This is a genomic window from Rossellomorea aquimaris TF-12 (assembly GCF_001648555.1).
Taxonomy (GTDB): Bacteria; Bacillota; Bacilli; order Bacillales; family Bacillaceae_B; genus Rossellomorea; species Rossellomorea aquimaris.
In genome coordinates, this window is sequence record NZ_LQXM01000024.1 from 1 (window position 1) to 19,249 (window position 19,249).

The 19,249-nt window shown below is 36.8% G+C and carries 19 protein-coding genes; 3 read left to right on the forward strand and 16 right to left on the reverse strand.

Translation table 11 applies throughout. From position 1 onward, the window contains the following. Positions 1 to 106: 106 nt before the first annotated feature. The 3 genes from IQI_RS20245 to IQI_RS20250 form a co-directional block, all read right to left on the reverse strand. Entirely contained in the window at positions 107 to 190 is an 84-nt protein-coding gene (locus tag IQI_RS20245; protein ID WP_082892603.1) for a YjcZ family sporulation protein, read from the reverse strand. A 130-nt stretch (positions 191 to 320) separates the two neighbouring features. After that, positions 321 to 407 (reverse strand): YjcZ family sporulation protein, encoded by an 87-nt coding sequence (locus IQI_RS05850; protein ID WP_064091727.1) that lies wholly within the window; start codon positions 405 to 407, stop codon positions 321 to 323. Positions 408 to 494: 87 nt separating this feature from the next. Continuing rightward, positions 495 to 581, reverse strand: a complete 87-nt coding sequence (locus IQI_RS20250) for a YjcZ family sporulation protein (RefSeq protein ID WP_082892604.1) — start codon at positions 579 to 581, stop codon at positions 495 to 497. A 190-nt stretch (positions 582 to 771) separates the two neighbouring features. Between IQI_RS20250 and IQI_RS05855 the strand changes: the two genes are divergently transcribed. After that, complete coding sequence (locus tag IQI_RS05855; RefSeq protein WP_064091728.1) at positions 772 to 1,701, forward strand: peptidylprolyl isomerase; 930 nt, start codon at positions 772 to 774, stop codon at positions 1,699 to 1,701. Between the two features lie 59 nt (positions 1,702 to 1,760). Here IQI_RS05855 and IQI_RS05860 read toward each other — a convergent pair whose 3' ends face one another. The 7 genes from IQI_RS05860 to IQI_RS05890 form a co-directional block, all read right to left on the reverse strand. After that, positions 1,761 to 1,940 carry a sporulation YhaL family protein gene (locus tag IQI_RS05860; protein ID WP_064091729.1) on the reverse strand — a complete coding sequence of 60 codons (180 nt, stop codon included), beginning with the start codon at positions 1,938 to 1,940 and terminating at the stop codon, positions 1,761 to 1,763. Positions 1,941 to 2,401: 461 nt separating this feature from the next. Further along, positions 2,402 to 3,346 carry a 3'-5' exoribonuclease YhaM gene (gene yhaM / locus IQI_RS05865; RefSeq protein WP_064091730.1) on the reverse strand — a complete coding sequence of 315 codons (945 nt, stop codon included), beginning with the start codon at positions 3,344 to 3,346 and terminating at the stop codon, positions 2,402 to 2,404. Between the two features lie 157 nt (positions 3,347 to 3,503). Further along, a complete protein-coding gene (locus tag IQI_RS05870; RefSeq protein WP_064091731.1) occupies positions 3,504 to 4,709 on the reverse strand; it encodes an MFS transporter in 1,206 nt (401 codons plus the stop codon). Between the two features lie 155 nt (positions 4,710 to 4,864). Continuing rightward, positions 4,865 to 7,837, reverse strand: coding sequence for an ATP-binding protein (locus IQI_RS05875; protein WP_064091732.1), 2,973 nt, complete (start codon positions 7,835 to 7,837; stop codon positions 4,865 to 4,867). Positions 7,838 to 7,860: 23 nt separating this feature from the next. Then, positions 7,861 to 9,078, reverse strand: a complete 1,218-nt coding sequence (locus tag IQI_RS05880; protein WP_064091733.1) for a metallophosphoesterase family protein — start codon at positions 9,076 to 9,078, stop codon at positions 7,861 to 7,863. Positions 9,079 to 9,257: 179 nt separating this feature from the next. After that, the gene (locus tag IQI_RS05885; protein ID WP_064091734.1) at positions 9,258 to 10,508 is read right to left on the reverse strand and encodes an ABC transporter permease; all 1,251 of its coding nucleotides are present in this window, start codon (positions 10,506 to 10,508) and stop codon (positions 9,258 to 9,260) included. Then, the gene (locus tag IQI_RS05890; RefSeq protein ID WP_064091735.1) at positions 10,501 to 11,400 is read right to left on the reverse strand and encodes an ABC transporter ATP-binding protein; all 900 of its coding nucleotides are present in this window, start codon (positions 11,398 to 11,400) and stop codon (positions 10,501 to 10,503) included. Before IQI_RS05890 ends, IQI_RS05885 begins: the two co-directional genes overlap by 8 nt. A 179-nt stretch (positions 11,401 to 11,579) precedes the next feature. On the opposite strand from IQI_RS05890, the gene IQI_RS05895 reads away from it, so the two are divergent. Beyond that, the gene (locus IQI_RS05895) at positions 11,580 to 11,765 is read left to right on the forward strand and encodes a YhzD family protein (RefSeq protein ID WP_064091736.1); all 186 of its coding nucleotides are present in this window, start codon (positions 11,580 to 11,582) and stop codon (positions 11,763 to 11,765) included. 191 nt (positions 11,766 to 11,956) lie between these two features. Here the strand turns inward: IQI_RS05895 and IQI_RS05900 are convergent, their stop codons facing one another. The 3 genes from IQI_RS05900 to IQI_RS05910 form a co-directional block, all read right to left on the reverse strand. Next, positions 11,957 to 12,331 (reverse strand): ASCH domain-containing protein, encoded by a 375-nt coding sequence (locus IQI_RS05900; RefSeq protein WP_064091737.1) that lies wholly within the window; start codon positions 12,329 to 12,331, stop codon positions 11,957 to 11,959. Between the two features lie 489 nt (positions 12,332 to 12,820). Next, the gene (locus IQI_RS05905) at positions 12,821 to 13,609 is read right to left on the reverse strand and encodes an enoyl-CoA hydratase (RefSeq protein ID WP_328585731.1); all 789 of its coding nucleotides are present in this window, start codon (positions 13,607 to 13,609) and stop codon (positions 12,821 to 12,823) included. 139 nt (positions 13,610 to 13,748) lie between these two features. Continuing rightward, a complete protein-coding gene (locus IQI_RS05910) occupies positions 13,749 to 15,362 on the reverse strand; it encodes a long-chain fatty acid--CoA ligase (protein ID WP_064091739.1) in 1,614 nt (537 codons plus the stop codon). Positions 15,363 to 15,525: 163 nt separating this feature from the next. Between IQI_RS05910 and IQI_RS05915 the strand changes: the two genes are divergently transcribed. Beyond that, positions 15,526 to 15,879 (forward strand): hypothetical protein, encoded by a 354-nt coding sequence (locus IQI_RS05915; protein ID WP_064091740.1) that lies wholly within the window; start codon positions 15,526 to 15,528, stop codon positions 15,877 to 15,879. 240 nt (positions 15,880 to 16,119) lie between these two features. Here the strand turns inward: IQI_RS05915 and IQI_RS05920 are convergent, their stop codons facing one another. The 3 genes from IQI_RS05920 to IQI_RS05930 all read right to left on the reverse strand — a co-directional run bounded on the left by IQI_RS05920 (position 16,120) and on the right by IQI_RS05930 (position 19,167). Continuing rightward, positions 16,120 to 17,613 carry a coproporphyrinogen III oxidase gene (locus IQI_RS05920; protein WP_064091741.1) on the reverse strand — a complete coding sequence of 498 codons (1,494 nt, stop codon included), beginning with the start codon at positions 17,611 to 17,613 and terminating at the stop codon, positions 16,120 to 16,122. A gap of 121 nt (positions 17,614 to 17,734) precedes the next feature. Then, positions 17,735 to 18,601, reverse strand: a complete 867-nt coding sequence (locus tag IQI_RS05925) for a Cof-type HAD-IIB family hydrolase (protein WP_064091742.1) — start codon at positions 18,599 to 18,601, stop codon at positions 17,735 to 17,737. Positions 18,602 to 18,813: 212 nt separating this feature from the next. After that, positions 18,814 to 19,167 (reverse strand): YlbF family regulator, encoded by a 354-nt coding sequence (locus IQI_RS05930; RefSeq protein WP_064091743.1) that lies wholly within the window; start codon positions 19,165 to 19,167, stop codon positions 18,814 to 18,816. Positions 19,168 to 19,249 lie beyond the last annotated feature (82 nt).

The window sequence follows — 19,249 nt, forward strand, 5'->3', positions numbered from 1 at the left end:
GCTTGCTAAGAGGCGACAAGCATAAGGCGACTACCGAAAAAAAAGCTATAACAAAACAAAGCAGACTCAAGTGATCGAGTCTGCTTTGTTTTGTTTATGTGAATTATTAAACGTATGCTGCTCCAATAATAATTAACAAAATGAATAAAACAACAATTAACGCAAATCCTCCGCCGTAAGCACCAGACATATGCGCTTCCTCCTTTCATGTATGGAAAATCATCAGGGTAAGAATGAGCAAAAGGGGCTGCCTTCAATTAGGTGATGCCCCCTCTACATACAGTCTTTATCCGATGAAGCTAAACTTCTTTGAGGCTAGATTATAGCCATGCTGCACCTACAATAATTAAAAGGATAAACAGTACTACGATTAACGCGAAACCTCCGCCGTATGCGTGACCACCCATAACTTTCCACCTCCTTTGAAGCGCTAATTTATCTTATTCAAGTTAGCTGCCAATTGTTTTAGGCTAATGCCATTAATTTAAATTTCTTTAGCAAATATATGCTGCACCAACAATGATTAATAAGATGAACAGCACTACGATTAACGCAAAACCAGAATTGTATCCACCACTCATATTTATTACCTCCTTTTCTCTCTTCGCTTTTATCATATGAAGGAACCTAGGAAATGGGTGTGTAAAACGCCCATATTTCTAAAGAATTGTTTGGAAAATATTTTTTTAAATGGAAAAAGTGTGTTATAGTATGGATTGTAGAATTTTGACCAAGCTATTTTTGAAATATATATTGTAGGAGTGTGTCATCATGAAAAAATGGATCATTTCAATCTCACTAGCAGCAGGTGTAGCAGGTCTTGCAGGTTGCAGTGACGATGGTGCAGAAAAAAACAGCGATGTTGTAGCAACAACGAAAGCTGGAGATGTAACGAAGGAAGAACTTTATAGTTCTATGAAGCAAAAATTCACCCCTCAAATGGAGCAAGCCCTTCAGGAGCTTGTTTATACTAAAGTACTGCAAGATAAGTACGATGTTTCAAAAGAAGAAGTCGACAAAAAATTAAATGAAGCCAAGGATCAACTGGGACCTCAATTTGAAATGTTTTTACAACAATATAATCTTGATGAGAAATCCTTTAAAGAGTATCTAAAGCTTCAACTACTTCAAGAAAAAGCTGCTATCTCAGATGTAAAAGTCACAGAGAAAGAAGTAAAAGACTACTATGAAAAATGGAAGCCTGACATTCAAGTTCGCCATATTCTTGTAGACGATGAAAAAACGGCAAAAGAAGTAAAACAAAAGCTGGCAGACGGTGCAAAATTCGAAGAACTTGCAAAAGAGTATTCGAAAGACCCTGGTTCAGCTGAAAATGGTGGAAGTTTAGGATGGGTTGACTATGAAGGACGTCAAAACTTTGTACCTGAATTCTCTAAAGCATTAGATACCTTAGAAAAGGGCAAAGTAAGTGAGCCAATTAAAACCGAGTATGGTTTCCACATTATCGAAGTAACAGACAAAAAAGAAAAGAAATCTTTTGACGAAATGAAAAAAGAAGTAGAAAAGGAACTTAAGCTTTCAAAAGTGGATCCTCAAAAAATCCAAGAAGCGATGAAGCGTGAAATCGAGAAAGCTGATCTTTCTATCAAAGACAAAGACCTTAAAAAAGCCTTCGACCAAGTTCTTAATCCCCCAGCGGCACCAGAAGGCGGAGAAAAACCGGCTCCAGCGGCTGAATAACGAATAAACAAAAAGACTGACCCTAAACAGGTCAGTCTTTTTTCGATTATATAGTAAGCTTAAGAAGTAAATTGACGTCTTTTCTCTTTCTCCTCTTCCATCCTGTGAATATAAACCTCTCCTTCTTTCTCAATCCATTCATCTTCAATATGTTTTTCTTCCTTAGCTGCTTTGATTGTCATAAAGGCACTTACAAAAATCCCGACTACAACCAGATACATCCAAATAGGTAACGTCATTTACTTCATCTCCTTATAGGTTTGTCCCTTTATTAAGACTATATGAAGGAAATGGATAAAACATTACGTTGATTTAGTTCTTAGAAAATTTTTTTAAAGAGAAGTACTATTCCCGCTACTAGTAGGACGACAGAAATAGGAAGTGTGATTAGGTCGTTTATGGGTGTTAGTAATCCTGTTAGAAATAGAAGAATACTTATAATTAATAGAATAATAGGCACGCAAGTAGCTCCTTTTTATGTATTTAATAATAATAAGGTGGATGTGATGGAAGAATCGAGCCGAAATAGAGTGGAATCTTACCGTTTCGAATTAAAATCTTGCCAATACCTAAAATAATCTTGCCATTTTTGTATGAAATCTTGCCAATTCTTCATAGAATCTAGCCATTTTACAAATTATAACATATCAACTAAAAAAAACGAGCATAAAATCATTCTGATTTCATGCCCGTTTCCACCTTACTTATGAAAAGTTGGTTTATAAAATGAACGGTTATCAAGTGCAAATACACGTTCAGTGTACTCTCCAGGCTTCACTCGTTCCAATGCCCTGTCTAGCATATTCATCTTGGCATCAACATTATCAATATAATGTAGAATTTCTGCTTCTCTAATAAGAGGAGGCTTTGGACTCCCCCATTCTGCTTTTCCATGATGACTTAATACTAAGTGTTGAAGGATCATTACTTCCTCCCCTTCAATGCCTAGTTCTTCAGCAGCTTTGCCTATTTCATTTACCATAATAGATATATGTCCAATCAGATTACCTTCTACAGTGTAGGAGGTAGACGTGGGACCTGAAAGCTCAATTACTTTTCCTAAATCGTGAAGGATAACACCTGCATACAATAAATCGGAGTCTAATGACGGATATAAGGCGGATATCGCTTTTGATAGGTCTAACATTGATACAACGTGGTATGCAAGCCCTGATACGAATTCATGGTGATTCTTAGTAGCAGCAGGATACTCTAAAAATGGCTGTTGATATTTTTTCACCAAATGTCTCGTAACACGTTGGATGTTTGGATTTCTCATTTCAAAAATGTATTGAGTGATCTTACTCATCATTTCTTCAACACTTACTGGCGCTGTCTCTAAGAAATCCGCAATGGTAAAACCGCCTTCTCCCTCAGTAGCCGGGCGAATTTGCTTAATCTTAAGCTGACTCTTCCCACGATAGCTATGAATGTCACCGACCACTTTTACGATGGTCTCAGGCTGAAAAGCCTTTTCATCCTTTTCATTAGCATCCCAAAGCTTTGCTTCCATATCTCCACTTTTATCTTGTAAGATAATCGTCAAAAACGGTTTTCCCGTATTCGTCGTTCCTTTTGTCATTTGCTTAATCAATAAATATAAATCCACTGTTTCCCCTACATTAAAGTGTGTAATACCAGACATCTAGACTCCTCCGTCCATAATAGATTTGTAATAGTAGTATACCATATTTTTAGCCTGTACTAAGGTTTGAGCTATATGGAGCCATGAAGGCGAGCTCTCTTCTCTTCCAAACAAATACCGCCCCCTAATTTTAAAAGGGGCGGCTTTTTGATCCTATTTAGTTCACGAGTGCTTTTTTCTGTTTTTTATTGATCCAAACCTTTGTAGCTACTAAGCCCACAAGCATGATGAAGGCTCCAAAGTAATAAGGAATATGTATATTCCATTCAAACAGTGTTCCTGCGAGAATTGGCCCTGCTACGTTACCTAAGCTAAGAAATGAGTTGTTCAGTCCCATTACCGTTCCTTGTCTTTCTCCAGCTAATTTTGAAATAAGTGAGTTCAAGGAAGGTCTCAGCATTGAATTACCTATAAAAAATACGGCTGTTGTGATGAGGACACCTATAAAATTGGTTGCAAAGGTCATGATTACAAATCCAAAGGCGCTAATAAGAAGTGAGCCTGTCACTACTTTTTCTTCACCAAAAAGCTTAGTCGCTTTTCCAACTCCCACCCCTTGGACTACGGTTCCAATAATTCCTATGATCAAGATGATAATTCCCACATCTTGAGGGCCATATCCATATCTTTCAAGAGCGTAATAGCTGAAAATCGCCTGAAAATTTGCCAGGCCAAAGCTCATAATAAAAACAAGTATTAACAGAAATCCTACTGGGCTCATGATGGCATTCTTCATGACAACAAAACGATTTTCTCTCTTTTCATTTGGATCGAAGGTTCTTTTTTCCTTTGGATAAGACTCAGGTAAAATAATAACAGATACAACGGCCGCAATGGATGCGGCAATCCCGGCGAAAATGAAAGGGTAGGAAAGGTTTATTTCTGCCAACCATCCACCAATACCAGGTCCGATTACAATCCCCAGACCCATGGCTGCACCCAGGATCCCCATCCCTTGTCCACGGTTATCTTCGTCTGTCACATCTGAAACGTACGCCATTGCAGTAGGCATTAAAGCCGAGCCAAAAATACCGGCCAATATCCTGGACAGGAATAACATCCATAAACCTACGGCAAAGGCAAAAATGAATTCAGCAACAGCAAAACCCAATAGGCCAATAGTAATTAAGGGCTTTCGTCCAATTCGATCTGAAAGCCTTCCCCAGATAGGAGCAAATAAAAATTGCATAAAGGCAAATACTGCCACCAGTGCTCCAAGTGTTTGAGCATTTGCATTAAATTTTTCCACATAGAAAGGGAGAATTGGAATAACTAAACCGATTCCAACCATTACAATAAATAAATTAAAGCTAAGTAACGCTAGTGGACCCCTATTTCGTTTCCACCCTTTTGTTTTAGTCATACTTTGTTTCCTTCTTTCTATTGCACTTATCCTATTCATGTGATCAATGGTGTACACGATGAGACGGAATCTTGATCAATATAAGTTACTAGTCCTTGTAGTATTGTAACGAATCGAAGACGTTATTGCTAATGTTAATATTAAAAAGGACCTATTTAAATAATCGATTTTTCTTCTCTTTCTAATACAATCCTTTGATTATCACTAAATTTGTTCATAATATGCTCATGACAAGTAAAAAACAAAATCTGATAATCTTCACCCATTTTTTTCAAGAGTTTCAAAAAAGCATCTGTTCTCTCTTGGTCAAAGTTTACTGCTCCATCATCAATTAGTAAAGGAAGCTGATACGTTTTGCGTAACGACTGAATCAATGCAAATCGAATAGAAATGTAAAGCTGTTCTTTCGTCCCCTGACTAAGTTCAACAGCTTGAAAACGAGAAAGATCTTTTCTTTGAACCTCAATCATCTCGTCATCTGATAAAAAAATTCTGTGATAAAGACCTTGAGTTAAAACCTTGAAATGCTCCTCTGCCAGTTCCATTACTTTCGGCATCTTCGTTGTATGATAGTGTTCCATTGTACGAAGCATGCTTGTTTGAGCAAGAGTATAGACAGACCAGTCATGTGTTAAATCCTCTAGTTCGGCTTTCTTAGCTTCAAATTGTTGAAGGATAGCAGAATAATTGTTTCCATCCTCTAAAACTTTAATTTCATAGCTAACGGAAGCCAGCTTTTTTTGTTCATTAGCAAGCTGAATAGTAATCTTTTGCAAATGATCAGAAACTATTGTTAATTCCTTTTCAATATTTCCTTTTTCTTTATAAGTAGAAAAGAGGGTTAGCATTCCCTGATTAACTCCCGTCTTCATTCCTTCGTACTTTGTTAACAGAGCATTTCTCTCTTCCACCCATAGAGCTTTTTGACGAAATTCAGCTTCATTCTCACACTGTGCAATTTTATATAAAGAGAAATATTCTTCATTTATCTTTTTCAATTGGATAGTGGCTTGATCGATTTCTAAGGTCAAAGGCTTTAAGTCTGATAGCATTTGAGTACAATTCAGCTGCTTCTTCTCAAGATCCAGAAGTATATTTTTCAGTTGAATAAAAGCTTCATCTACTGTGTGAAAAGGGAGTGAGTGCTTCTGAAGAAAGGATTTACACTCATTCGTATATTGAGTCATTTTCTTCTGTATGAACAGTGTGTCTTCGTGTATACTTTTACTCTTTTCATGTAAATCGATAATCTCTTTGATTTTATTAAATCCATCACGCAACCATTTCCAATGAAACTCAGAAGGTAAATAGAGTTCTTTTTTTATTTCTTCTATCTGCTGATTTTCAAGTTGTATTTTCTTCTGTATCTCTTCATTTTGTTGGAGAAGTCTTTCTAGTTTTTCTTGCTGTTCTTCAAGACCAAGGATTCGCTGCTTCCATTCTTGTCGGAGCTCCATTTGGGATTTTAAGGTTTGATGAAGTTTGTCCACTTCGTAATTGCTTTCGTTTGTCCTTCCTGAACCCTTTAATTCTTGTGCTTTCTCTCTTAATTTTTGTAAACTCTCAAATTCCGTTTTCACACTCATTCTAGCTTGAAACGTAATAAATACAACGGCAAACAAGATAACAACACTCAAAATTGTCACCATTACATTATCTGTTAAAAGGGACCATATACTTCCCATTAGTAGTAATAGAAAAATCACTCCTGTAAAAATGAGTTGCTGTGAAAATGATTTCTTTTTTCTAGTATAGTTTTGTTCTACTTCCCCTACCTGGGTTTCCACCCATTTTACTTGTTCCAGTGAGACTTGATTAGCTGACTGATCTTTCACTGATTTTTGTAAAGCCTGGTATTCATCTTCTATCAATAATCGGGTTTCAATGCTTTCACATTTTTCTTCGGTTCTTTGAATTTCTTCTCTAACTGAATGTATATTGCTCGTCATATTTTCCCGCTCATATTTTAGCTTGGATTTCTTTTCTATCGTTTGTTGAATTCGTTCAAACATCATTAAGCTAGTATTAAAAGCTGGAAGATCTTCTACCTCAACTTGTAAATTAAGCTCTCTCACTGTTTCATTGATTTTCGTTCGTATGGTTTTCGACTCTCTACTTAACTCACTTTCTTCATCCTTCCACTTCATGTACAAGGGTTGTTGAGAAAGTAAGTTTTCTATAAGTGGAGTGCCTTCCAATAGAATGGGGTCGACACTTTCATTTTCCAGCTTTTCTTTAAGACTCTTTTGTTTAGATAAAAGGGTTTCTAAATAGGCTGATACTTGCCTTTCTTCGGTTTTCAACTCATTAAATCGCTCTAATCCTTTAGCTGGAAAGTCCATTTCTGAAGTTTCGGCTAATTGCTCCGTTATTCTATTGTACTCTTGCAATGTACCCCAATGTTCTAGTGCTGATTGCAATCCATTTTTTTCTTGTATTTTTTCTTCTTTTTCAGTTTCCAATGAAACGATAAGGCTTTCTAATGAATTCTGTTCCTTCAGTAAAGGAATATATTGCTCGTTTTTCCCTTTCGCTTCTTTCACTTGCTTCTCCAATGATTTTAGTTCATTTAAGGCTTGATTAATGAATGGCTTTCTACCGGATTTCTTAAAAAGGCGTTCTCTCTCTTTTTGCCAGTGCTGTTCCAGTTGAAGAAGGAGGTCCGTCCCTGTAGATCCAGCGCTAAATAGGTAGCGATTTAGTTCTTCTTTTTTGAGGCGGTGGATGTTTTGTAAGCCTTCCAGATTGAAGGAGAAGATGTTTTGGTAGGTTGTCTTATCCATTCTGCCTACTAATTCTTGAAGTGTTTCTTCTCCTTCTATTCTACCATCTTCGAATGAAACGGTAACATCTCCACTTGCTTTCCCCTTGATCCTTTCGATGGTTACCATTCCATGGCCCACCACTTCACAAATCATTTTGCCTCCATATTCTGAGGAGGTTTTCGGTTCAAGACGAAGTTGAGATTGTTGCTTTGTTGGAAATCCAAAAAGGATACTGTGTATAAAAGACATTATTGTTGATTTACCTGCTTCATTTTCTCCATAAATTAATTGTACGTTCTCAAGATTAAACCGTTTGTTTTCGATTTTGCCATATCCATATATATGAAGCTCTACTAATCTCATTTCTGTCACCTCATTCCTACTGGTTAATTATTCATTGGGTTAAAGAAAAGTTCTCTCGCATCTTGTATCATACGCTGTTTTTTCTCTTTATTTAACGGCTGTAAGAATCGATATACGGAAGGATGCTCGTACAATTCAGAAAACGCTTCGTCCCATTCTTCTTCCTTCAACCCATCCAAAGTTCTCATAATATCGTTTTTAAAAGGATCCTTCTCATCCAGCCAATAATGTTGAGTGCGACTCCAGCGTAATGAATAGATCCACTTCAAAGTTTCCTGATGTTCAACATCTGATTGCAGCGCTTCTAAAAGATCTCCATTGTCGATGAGACCGATGATGTTTTTCGGTAATGATTCATAATCCGTTAGAATCACTTCTACTAATTGATCCTCATTATCTTCAAGGTCATCCAGTTTTAATAATATCCTTTGATAAATTTCACCAAATCGCTGAACCCCCTCTAAGGATACTTTTATTGAATCCCAAATAATATCCTGAGTAGGTACGAATGCGACTTCTGTATGATGCCCTTCCATTTCTACCTCATAGCAACCCTTCACACCTGTTTCTTTTCGATGTCTCCCCTGAATGTTGCCAGGATACACAATATAGGGATCTACATGTAATACCTGTCGCTCATGTATATGTCCGAGAGCCCAATAATGATAATTTTTTTCTAATAGTTCTTTTTTTGAAAAAGGAGCGTAGGTTTCATGTGAAGAATTCACACTTGCCTCACTTCCATGAAGCAGTCCAATTGTATAATATTCTTCACTGCGTTTTGGGAATTCTTCTATTCTTCTTTCTTTTATATGTCGTGCTCCATAGCTAAAACCAACTAAGTCAACGTTTACACCCTTCTTAGTTATAAAAGATTTTACTTCAGTTTGACTCGTAAATATATGTACATTATCCGGCATTTCTATATCCAGCCTGAATCCTCCTAAATGATCGTGGTTTCCATGAATCACATAAACAGGAATTCCATGATCATGCAAAAGACTAAACTGCCTTCTGATCTTTGCTTGAGCACGGATGCTTCGATCTTCTTCATCAAAAAGGTCTCCGCTAATGATAAGAAAATCAATGTCTCTCAAAATAGCTTTTTCAATTAAATTTTCAAAAGAAGCAAATGTACTTTGTTGAATTCGCTCATAAAGATTCTTTGGTAATTGCTTAAGTCCTACAAACGGACTGTCTAAATGTAAATCAGCTGCGTGAAAAAAGCGGACTTTTTCCATATGGATGCCTCCTGACACTACGAATATACGTTCTTATATCCTCTTATTATATCCTAAAATCTTAGGCTATTTCATTAATTAGGTAAACTTTGCTTATGATTAAGAGAAAAAACAAAGAATTCAACAGGATAAATTAAAATAAAAAAGTTGCCTCGATAAACAGAGACAACTTTTTCTCACTACTTATTAGATGTAAGATCCATCGCTTTTTTAATATCTTTGTATGAATTTGATTTACCGTAAAGCAATACTCCACCACGATACACTCGAGCACCGAATACACCAAGAAGGATAATAGAAATAAGGAGAATAACGATTCCTATAATAGGTTCATAGGCAGGCAGATTCAACATTCCAACCCGCAGAAACATGACCATCGGTGTGAAAAATGGAATATAAGACGCTATCGTAACAAAGCTTGAGTCAGGGCTACCAAGACCAAACATTGAAATAAAGAACCCTATCATAATTAAAAAGGTCATAGGCATGATCATTTGCTGAACATCTTCAATCCTGCTCACTAAAGATCCTAATAATGCAGCTAATGTTGCATAAAGGAAATATCCTAATAAAAAGAAAATAGTGGCGTACATAATAACGCTTATGGAGAGGGATTCAAAACCAAAACCTTCAAAGAACCCTCCTACAAGATCATCCTTTTTACGAGCTAAAGTTATATAACCAACAGCAAGTAAAATCGCTATTTGAGTTAAACCAGCAAGGCCAATACCAATAATTTTTGCAAACATTTGCTTTACTGGTGAGACACTGGATATAAGGATTTCCATTACTCTTGAGCTTTTTTCAGTCGCTACTTCCATGGCTGTCATGTTCGCATAAGCAATCACTGAGAAATAAATAAAGAATAACAAGACATATACAATACCTCTTGCTTGGCTTAACTCTTCCTCAGATTTTGCCCCTTCGACGAGAGCTTCTTTTTCAAATACAACAGGTTCACTTAATTTCATTAATTCTTCACTTGATAGTTCCAGCTGATTGGCAGCTACATTTGACTTAATATTTTGTAAAGCTAGTTGTAAATCTGATGTAATGGAAGAATCTGATAAGGAGTTCGATTTATAAACTGCTTTTGGCAGCGAATCATCACCTTCACGAACAATCAGCAATCCTTTTACCTCTTCAGATTCAATCTTTTTCTCTATTTCTTCAACGGATTCAGAAGCTGATTCTAATTGAATTTCATTATTCATGGTAGTAAGCTGAGTCTTGATGGAAGCGTACACGTAACCTGTTTCATCCTGCACGACCACCTTGTTGACTTCATCTCCTTTAAAGCTGGAAATAACAGTATCAAAATTCGTTAAAAGTATAAGAGCGGCAGCGATTAGGACCGTTGAAATGATAAACGCCTTTGCTTTTAGTTTGGAGAAATATGAATGAGACACCATTAAAAAAAACTTATTCATAAGAAGTTCCCACCTTTTCTATAAAAATATCATTAAGAGATGGTTCCTCTAACTCAAACTTTCTTAGAAAGCCTTTTTGTACGACATGATGAAATACCTTCTCTGCTGCAGTTTCTGATTCAACTTGAAGAAGTACTCCTTCAGTCGTTTCTTTTAGTTTGGTGACTCCGTCGAACTCTTTTAAATCTCTCAAATCAAAATCTGCATGAATGAGGATATTCTTTTTTCCAAATGACCGTTTGATTTCCTTTAACCCTCCGTGTAACACCGGCCGGCCTTTGTGCATGATACATAAGCTTTCACAAAGCTCTTCAACGTGCTCCATTCTGTGACTTGAAAATACGATTGTCGTTCCATTCTGTTTAATTTCCCTAACGGCATCCTTTAACAGTTCTACATTAACAGGGTCTAGTCCACTGAATGGTTCGTCTAAAATGAGAAGTTTTGGTTTGTGAATAATGGAAGCGATAAACTGTATTTTTTGTTGATTTCCTTTTGAAAGTTCTTCTACCTTTTTCTCTAAATATTGAGGTACATTAAAGCGCTCTAACCAGTAAGTTAATTCCTTTAATACTTCTTTTTTCTCCATCCCTCGAAGGCGAGCTAAATAGACAATCTGGTCCTTTACCTTCATTTTGGGGTATAAGCCACGTTCTTCTGGCAAATATCCAATCTCTGGACTAGTAGAATAATCAATGTCTTTGCCATTCCATGTGATGTTTCCTTCTGAAGCATCTAATAATCCTAAAACCATTCGAAATGTTGTCGTCTTCCCGGCACCATTTGCACCTAGAAAACCAAACATTTCACCCGGGGTAATTTCAAGTGATAACTGATCAACTGCTTTAAAGCTTCCAAATTTTTTGGTTACTTGTTGAATACGTAAGCTCAATTGTGTATTCCCCTTTCTTCATCAAAATTACGGCTATCTTCCTAACTCTTTACGTAATTATCCAAGAAAGGTTTCACTTTCCAAACATTTTCTTTTTCTCTAAATATTTAGACTTTAAAAAAAGACAAAACTATGAAAAAATAATAGAGACATTTATTTCATAAAAAGGGGTAAGAGACATGAAGGTATACAAGCTAACGGTGTTTGAAAAGGATGGGAAAAAAATTTTAGATGAATCTTTTGAAGCAGCATCTGATCTTGAAGCAAAAAAAACAGGTGAATCCATGTTAGAAGAAAAAGGATATCTCGACCATATCCACCGTTGTACATCACCACTTGGAAAATTGTTATTGTTTCATGTGTGAATAGAAACGGGAGAAGCGGGCACGAAGGTATTTGTTTAACCTTCATGCCCGCTTTTTTGGCCTTGAGTTTGTCGAATCACGTCGATAAATCGGTAGTTCGCAAATAAATCGAATATTTCGCTTGATAAATTGTAAATATCGCAAATATATATAGAATTTCACTCATATATTTAGAATATCGCAAGCATCCTTTAAAATCGATGAGGAGAAACTGAAGTTGTCGCTTTCGACAGGTCCACCCAAATAACAGCCCCCATGGGATGTTTATATGGAATTGGATTTTCATAAATCTCAGGTTTTTCTAAAACCCATGCGTATGTATTCTTATAAGGTAATTCATAACTTTCTTTACTATCCACACAATGAAATTCATTACCCATTTGATAATCCCTTATACTCAACTTTATGCTATTTACAATTGATACTTTCCCAACTACTAGACCTGTACCACTTTTGATCAGGCCAACTTCTCCTCTTATCTTAGTATTGGATCCTCTGATCTCCCATACTTTTTTTCCTTCTAAAATCAAATCCACCCACGGAGACTTAATCAGTAGTCCTTTCAAGAATTCCACCAACTTTTTAAGTTCTTTTATGGATCAGGCTCAAAAAATAGTCTCTCTCTTCTTGGTCCAGAATAATTTTATTTGCCATTTCTTTTTTTGATAGATAGTTTTTTAGATTAGGGTTATGATAGATACTTTCGTAATAAAATCCATCATCACTTAAACCACTTCTCTTTTTTAAGCTTTCGTATATTTCTTTAGAATGTAATATCTTCTATGTCTATTCCACCAGAAAATAGACATCCCAGAATAATAGCAATAATATCTTTACCCACATTTCTCATTTTTTTGTTCTCCTCTATATACATATAAATGGAGTATGGCGGTCAAGGTTAGTGTTAATAGGATTGTACCAATATGTGAGCTTTTTCTCCCCCATTAGAAAGCTATTACTTACGTGTTTTCCATGCTGAAACTAAAAAAATCGAGTAAAATCCCTATAAAGGAATAATACTCGATTCCCTAGTCTTTCATGGAACAACTTATGACTTATTGCCCTTTGAAATTCGGTCGTCTCTTTTCAACAAATGATTGTATTCCTTCTCTGTGATCTTCTGTTTGGCGCATCAGCCATTGTCCTTCTTTTTCAAGATCTAATGCGGTTTGAAGTTTTTCTTTATTTAACGAAACATATATTTCCTTTGTCTTCAGCATGGCTTTTGTTGGTGAAGCCATGCACTGTTTAATGTAGCGTTGGATTCCATCCTCTAATTTTCCAGAAGGAATGGCTTCGTCTACTAAGCCTTTCATTAATGCTTCTTGTCCTTCAAATACTTTTCCATTCCAGATCATTCGTTTCGCTTTATGGGTACCTAATCGCTCCTGTAAAAGAAAATGGCTTCCTCCATCAGGAATTAATGCGATACCAATAAAATTCATAGCCAGCTTACTGTCCTCTTCACATAATATGTAGTCAGACGCAAGGGCTAAACTAAATCCAAGACCCGCTGCTGCACCATGAATACCTGTAAGAACGACTTTTGGCATTGTGTATAGAGTCATCACTAGTTCACTAATGGTATCCATGATTCCAGAGAATTGATCTTCTCCACTTAAAGTCAGCATGGATTTAATATCCCCACCAGAGGAAAACCCCTTACCTTCCCCTGTTATAACTAAGAGCGATATAGAAGGATCATTCTTCACTTCTTTTAAAGCATTTAGAAGATCTCTCATCAGTTGAGCATTTAGTGAGTTTAGAGATTCCGGTCTACTTAGTTTTAACCTTGCCACTTTTCCTTCTTTATGTAGCTTTACTGTTTCGTATTGATTTGACACTGTCAAAAAAATCCCTCCCCTTTCTTCTAGCATAGCGTAATTTTACTAATTTAGGAATTATTATTTCGAATAGTATAAATATTTAAGAAATGGAAGAAAGATTGACCCAGGATGATTCCAGAGTCAATCTCTCAATTTATCAAATTTGGTTTATTTTTTCTTGAACCTGATCACGTAAAGCTCTCTTTAAAAACTTTCCAACGCTTGTCTTTGGAATCTCGTCAAGGAATAAGACATCGTCCGGCAGCCACCATTTTGCAAACTGAGGCTTAAGAAAGTCGAGAATATCTTCTTTTGTTACATTGCCTTTACCGGTTTCCTTAAGAACGACACACGCAATCGGACGTTCCTGCCATTCTTCATGAGGAACAGCAACTACTGCGGCTTCAAAAATGTCCTCGTGGGCCATGAGAGCATTTTCAAGATCCACGGATGAAATCCATTCACCTCCTGATTTAATTAGGTCTTTTGTCCGGTCAACAATTTTGATGTAGCCTTCTTCGTCGATTGTAACCACATCACCTGTATACAACCATCCATCCCTGAATGAGTCTTGGCTTCTTTCATCCTGGTAATATTCTGAAGCAATCCATGGACCTCTAAGGGCAAGCTCACCCATTTCTTTACCGTCCCAGGCCACTTCCCCATCTTTACCGATTATCTTCATCTCTAATCCAGGCACCAGAATCCCTTGCTTTGCTTTGATATCTAATTTTTCTTCAGAAGGGAGATCTTCATGATAGCTTTTGGAAGAAGCTATTACAGCTAACGGACTGGTTTCTGTCATTCCATAAGCATGCATGAAGGGTATTCCAAATTTTTCTTCGAAGGCTTTAATCATGCCTCTTGGAGCTGCCGAACCACCGCATAAGACTGAGCGAAGACTCGTTAAATCATATTCATTTTGCTCCAGTTCATTCAACAAGCCTAACCAGATGGTAGGCACCCCGGCAGTAATAGTTACCTTCTCATCCTGCATCATCTGCGCTAACAAGCCAGGAGTAAAATATGGTCCTGGTAACACTTGCTTCGTACCAAACCATACAGAAGCAAAGGGAAGTCCCCAAGCGTTAACATGGAACATAGGTACAACTGGAAGAGCAACGTCTTTTTCACAAACTCCAGTTGTATCTGCAAGTCCTAATGCCATAGCATGTAATACGATTCCACGATGGGTATAGATGACACCTTTAGGGTTACCTGTTGTTGCTGATGTGTAACACATTCCTGCCGGTGTATTTTCATCGAGATCCTTACGAAACTCAAAAGATGGATCTCCTTCCTCAAGTAATCGTTCATAGTGATATACTGGTTCTAATGTAGTGTCAGGTAATTCATCGTCTGTCATAATAATAAATGCTTTCACATGTGGAATTTGATCTTTAATTTTTTCGATAAGAGGAACAATATCTGAATCTATTAATAACACTTGATCTTCTGCATGATTAATAATGTAAATAATATGTTGGGGAGACAAACGAATGTTGATTGTGTGTAGGATCGCTCCACTACAAGGAATGGCAAAGTATGCTTCTAAATGACGATGATGGTTCCAAGCAAGGGTTCCTACCTTATCCCCTTCTTCTATTCCAAGCTTTGTTAAGGAGCTTGCCAGTCTACGGGTCCTTTCTCCCCATTGTTTGTAAGTAAAGCGAGAAATACCCGATTCAGTACGAGAAACTATTTCTTTTTTAGGAAAATATCTTTCAGCTCGTTCAATCATTTGTGTCAATAGCAGAGGTGTTTGCATCATGTTCCATCTCTCCCCTCAAAATAGTAAGCGGTTACAAAAATGAAAGAAATTAAAATGTATCAATAATAGTATTCTACTTTTCACAGCTCAATCCTTTTTATTATTGAAAAATTCAGTCAACTAACCTATACTATTGGTAATTAATTGTAATAGGATGATGGTGATGAGTGTTGCAGCTAGATATCATTTTATGTATTTATTCATAATCGTTTTTCTTCTACTTTACGTGTCTAGGATAGACGTAACAGTCTCTCCACTTCTTCTATACGGTGTTGTGTTTGGCGGGTTAGGAATTTGTATCTATATGCCTAGTACTGGAGCAAAGCTCCCTTATCGTTTAAAATTTAAGATTGATACTTTTTGGACCTTGCTTGGCTATTTTGCTTGTTTATATATTTTATTTAAGGGCTGGTCCACTCAATATGGTCCTAATCACACCACTTTCCTCACAGCTGCTGTTTTCCTAAGTCTTGGGCGAGGGGTGTGGGCATTAAAGAAGCAAGAAAAGGAAAAATGATGCGATAAAAAAGAAGCTGATACAAAAGGAGATAACTTTTGTATCAGCTTCTTTCTATTTGGCTGTTTTTTGTAAAGATTGTTGCTATTTTAGAGGAGAAAGTGGTAGTTGATTGCAGCTCCAGGTGCTCGCTTTCCGCTTCAATCAACTTTCTATGAATGAGTCTCTTAATATAAACTAAATACCTTACATGTATTAAGAGGCTCATGTTATTTACAACACTATTTGCGAACTTTCTATTTAAAACAACTCATTCAATATGTTAATTTTCTTATCTGTATATTCTTTAAAGCTTAGATTATAAGCATTAGGTTCTTTGGGATTTGCAAAATGAGTAATCTTTCCCGTTCTAGGATCGATAAATTTACTTGCGGCTCCACAACCAATGCCAATAATTGTCTGAACTTCTTCCATTATCATGATGTTATAGATACTATCCTGCTCAGGTAATGCATATCCAACATTTTCCAAGTTACCGAGAATATTTTTTTGACGGTAAAGGTAATAGGGTTCATAGCCATGCTCTTCCGTCCACTTCTCGGCAAGGTCCATCATTTTTTCGATTTCCAGTCTGTCCGCTACTTTATATTTTTCTTTATTCTTTGTCATTTCAGAAGCTCTCTTAAAGGATAAAGTATGAACGGTTAAGGATTCTGGCATGAGCTTTTCTGTTTCATCCAAAGAATGCTGCAGTTCTGGAACTTCTTCTCCTGGAAGTCCAATAATGAGGTCCATATTGATGTTGTTCATTCCCATGTTTCTAGCTAAATGAAACTTATCAATGGTTTCTTCAACTGTATGGTGACGACCGATTGCTTTCAATGTTTCTTGGGTGTAGCTTTGAGGATTGATGGAAATTCGATCTATGTTCCATTTGTTTAAAACCTCAAGTTTATCAGGGGAAATTGTATCCGGCCGTCCGGCTTCCACTGTTACTTCCCTCACATTGTGAACATCAGGGAAAGAACGGTACATTTCATCATATAAGGCATCCATTTCTTCTGCTGTAATGGAAGTGGGAGTACCTCCCCCATAATAAATAGTCGTAATTTTGATTCCTTTTTCTTTTAGCCAACGACCCATTTCCTGTATTTCGTAGTGAAGACCTGCCAGAAACGAATCTACTCTTCCTTGCTTACCGAGAATCGCATAGGCCGGAAATGTACAGTAAGCACATTTTGTTGGGCAAAAAGGAATGCCGATATAGATACTTACTTCATCCTGGAGATTGTATAGATCCGGAACAACCGCGAGTTGTCGGTCAACAATGTTTTGCATGAGCTGAATTTTCCCATCCGTTATGAGATATTCTTCTTTTAGCATTTTATGAACTTCTTCCTTAGGTGTACCCAGCTGTTTTTGCTTATGAAGGAGTTTGGTAGGACGAATCCCTGTCAAAATGCCCCATTTTTGTCTAATTCCCGTTAAGTCTTGAAGAACGTTTAGATACACATGGGAAACAGCAGTTTTCACTTGTCTGAATCGGTCTTTTTCGGATTCATAATCCATCCAATCACGTTCGTATGTTGAAGAGAAAGATTGAGAGGAGGATTTTCCAGTCAACGTTGCAGTAGTAGAAATTTTGTCTTCTATTGAAAGCTCTATATGGACGCAAAAATCATAATCATCACAAGAGTGAAAATGAATGGCTGTCTCTTCAAAAAACAAATTTGCAATTAATCGTAGAGGCCGTTCAAATCGTTCATCCTCAATTCCTTTTATTAATACATTCACGTATTTAATCACCTTTCTATACACTAGTAAGCTTTTATTAGTGTACAGAATGGGGTAGCAATGGTCAATGGCAGTGATAATGGAAAAAGCCTCCCAAATGTTCGGGAAGCTTCACATACATTTATTTAATGATATTCATTTTTTTCAGGAATGGGATGGGATGTTGTTTCCGAAAAAGTTCCATAATAAAGTATGAAATCCCTTGTTGATCTTGACTTCTGGTAATCCAATCGGCCTCTCTCTTCACTTCAAGTGGAGCTTCTCCCATGCTTACACCAAGCCCACAGCATCTCATGGTATCTAGATCATCAATACCGGATCCCACCATAACGATTTGTTCTTTTTTAACACCCAGTCGTTCAGACAAATACATTAATCCTCTAAGTTTAGATACCCCTCTAGGAACAATATCGATTTTATTTTCGCTTGTAGGAATTGCCTCAACTTCTTCATACATGCCTTTCATAGCGGCAACTATGTCCCAAACGTCTTCTTTATGTTCTAATACAACTGACATCTTAGGAACAGACATTGGGTTTTCCAACAAATAATCGGTTACTCGATCTACAACTCTTTTGCTGTAAAGTAACCTCGATTCTCTTTGCCATGTCACTTTCGTGGTGTTTCTCGATTGATTATTTGCCTTGCCAACAATGGAATACTTCTCATGGGCTAAATGAATTTGACTGGAAAAACCTTCAAGAAATTGAGATACTTCATAAGTAATGTCTTCAGCTATTTTTCTTACATACATGGGCTTTTCTAGTTCGTTTGCTATATAAGCCCCTCCGTGAGTCACAATTGGATTTTCTAATTTCAGTGCTTTGGCTACCTTTTTGGCAGATGCGAAGCTTCTACTTGTAACAAGCGTTACAGGAACTCCTTTATCTTGTACGTACTCAACTGCCTCCTTTGTTTCTTTAGCAATCTTTCCGTATTCATTTACAATGGTTCCATCTATATTTAGTGCCAGCATTCTATAAATCATTGGTGTCCCCCCTAATATGGTGTCTACTCCTTTCTATACGTTTATGAAAGAGATGGAACAAATATGACAAGGGTAACAAGCTTTCAGTAAATATTAATCGGGAAGATGAGTTATGACGTTATTTCATCTATGAAGTAAAAAATCTGGAGGTCCGTCCCTCAAAAAAAAAAGACTAACTCCGAAGTCGGAGCTAGTCTTTTGTAAATGTGTGATTATTTTTGCATTGAGCCGTATAGCTCTTCTAGTGGTTTCATGATGACTTTGTTTAAGTCATTGATTACCATACTCATGCGTTGCTCAGCTTCCATAAGCTTTGCAATTTTCTCATGTTGTTGAACAAGTTGAGCTGTTTTTTGCGCCTGCTCTACTTCTTCTTGAGTGATTTCTTCACCGCTCATTTGTTTTTGTTGTAAACCCATTTGAATATCTCTGAAGTTTTCAAACATTTTGCTAGCAGATTCGTCATTGTTTACTTCATCATACATTCTTTTAAGTTCTAAGAATTCGTCGCTTTTTCTTAACGCGCTTTCTAATTCGTTTGCTTGATCGTATAAGTTAATAGCCAAAATACGTACCTCCTATAATTTCAATCATTCTTTCCTACCCCACTATAACAAACAATGAAGCGGAATTCTAGGAAGACCACTT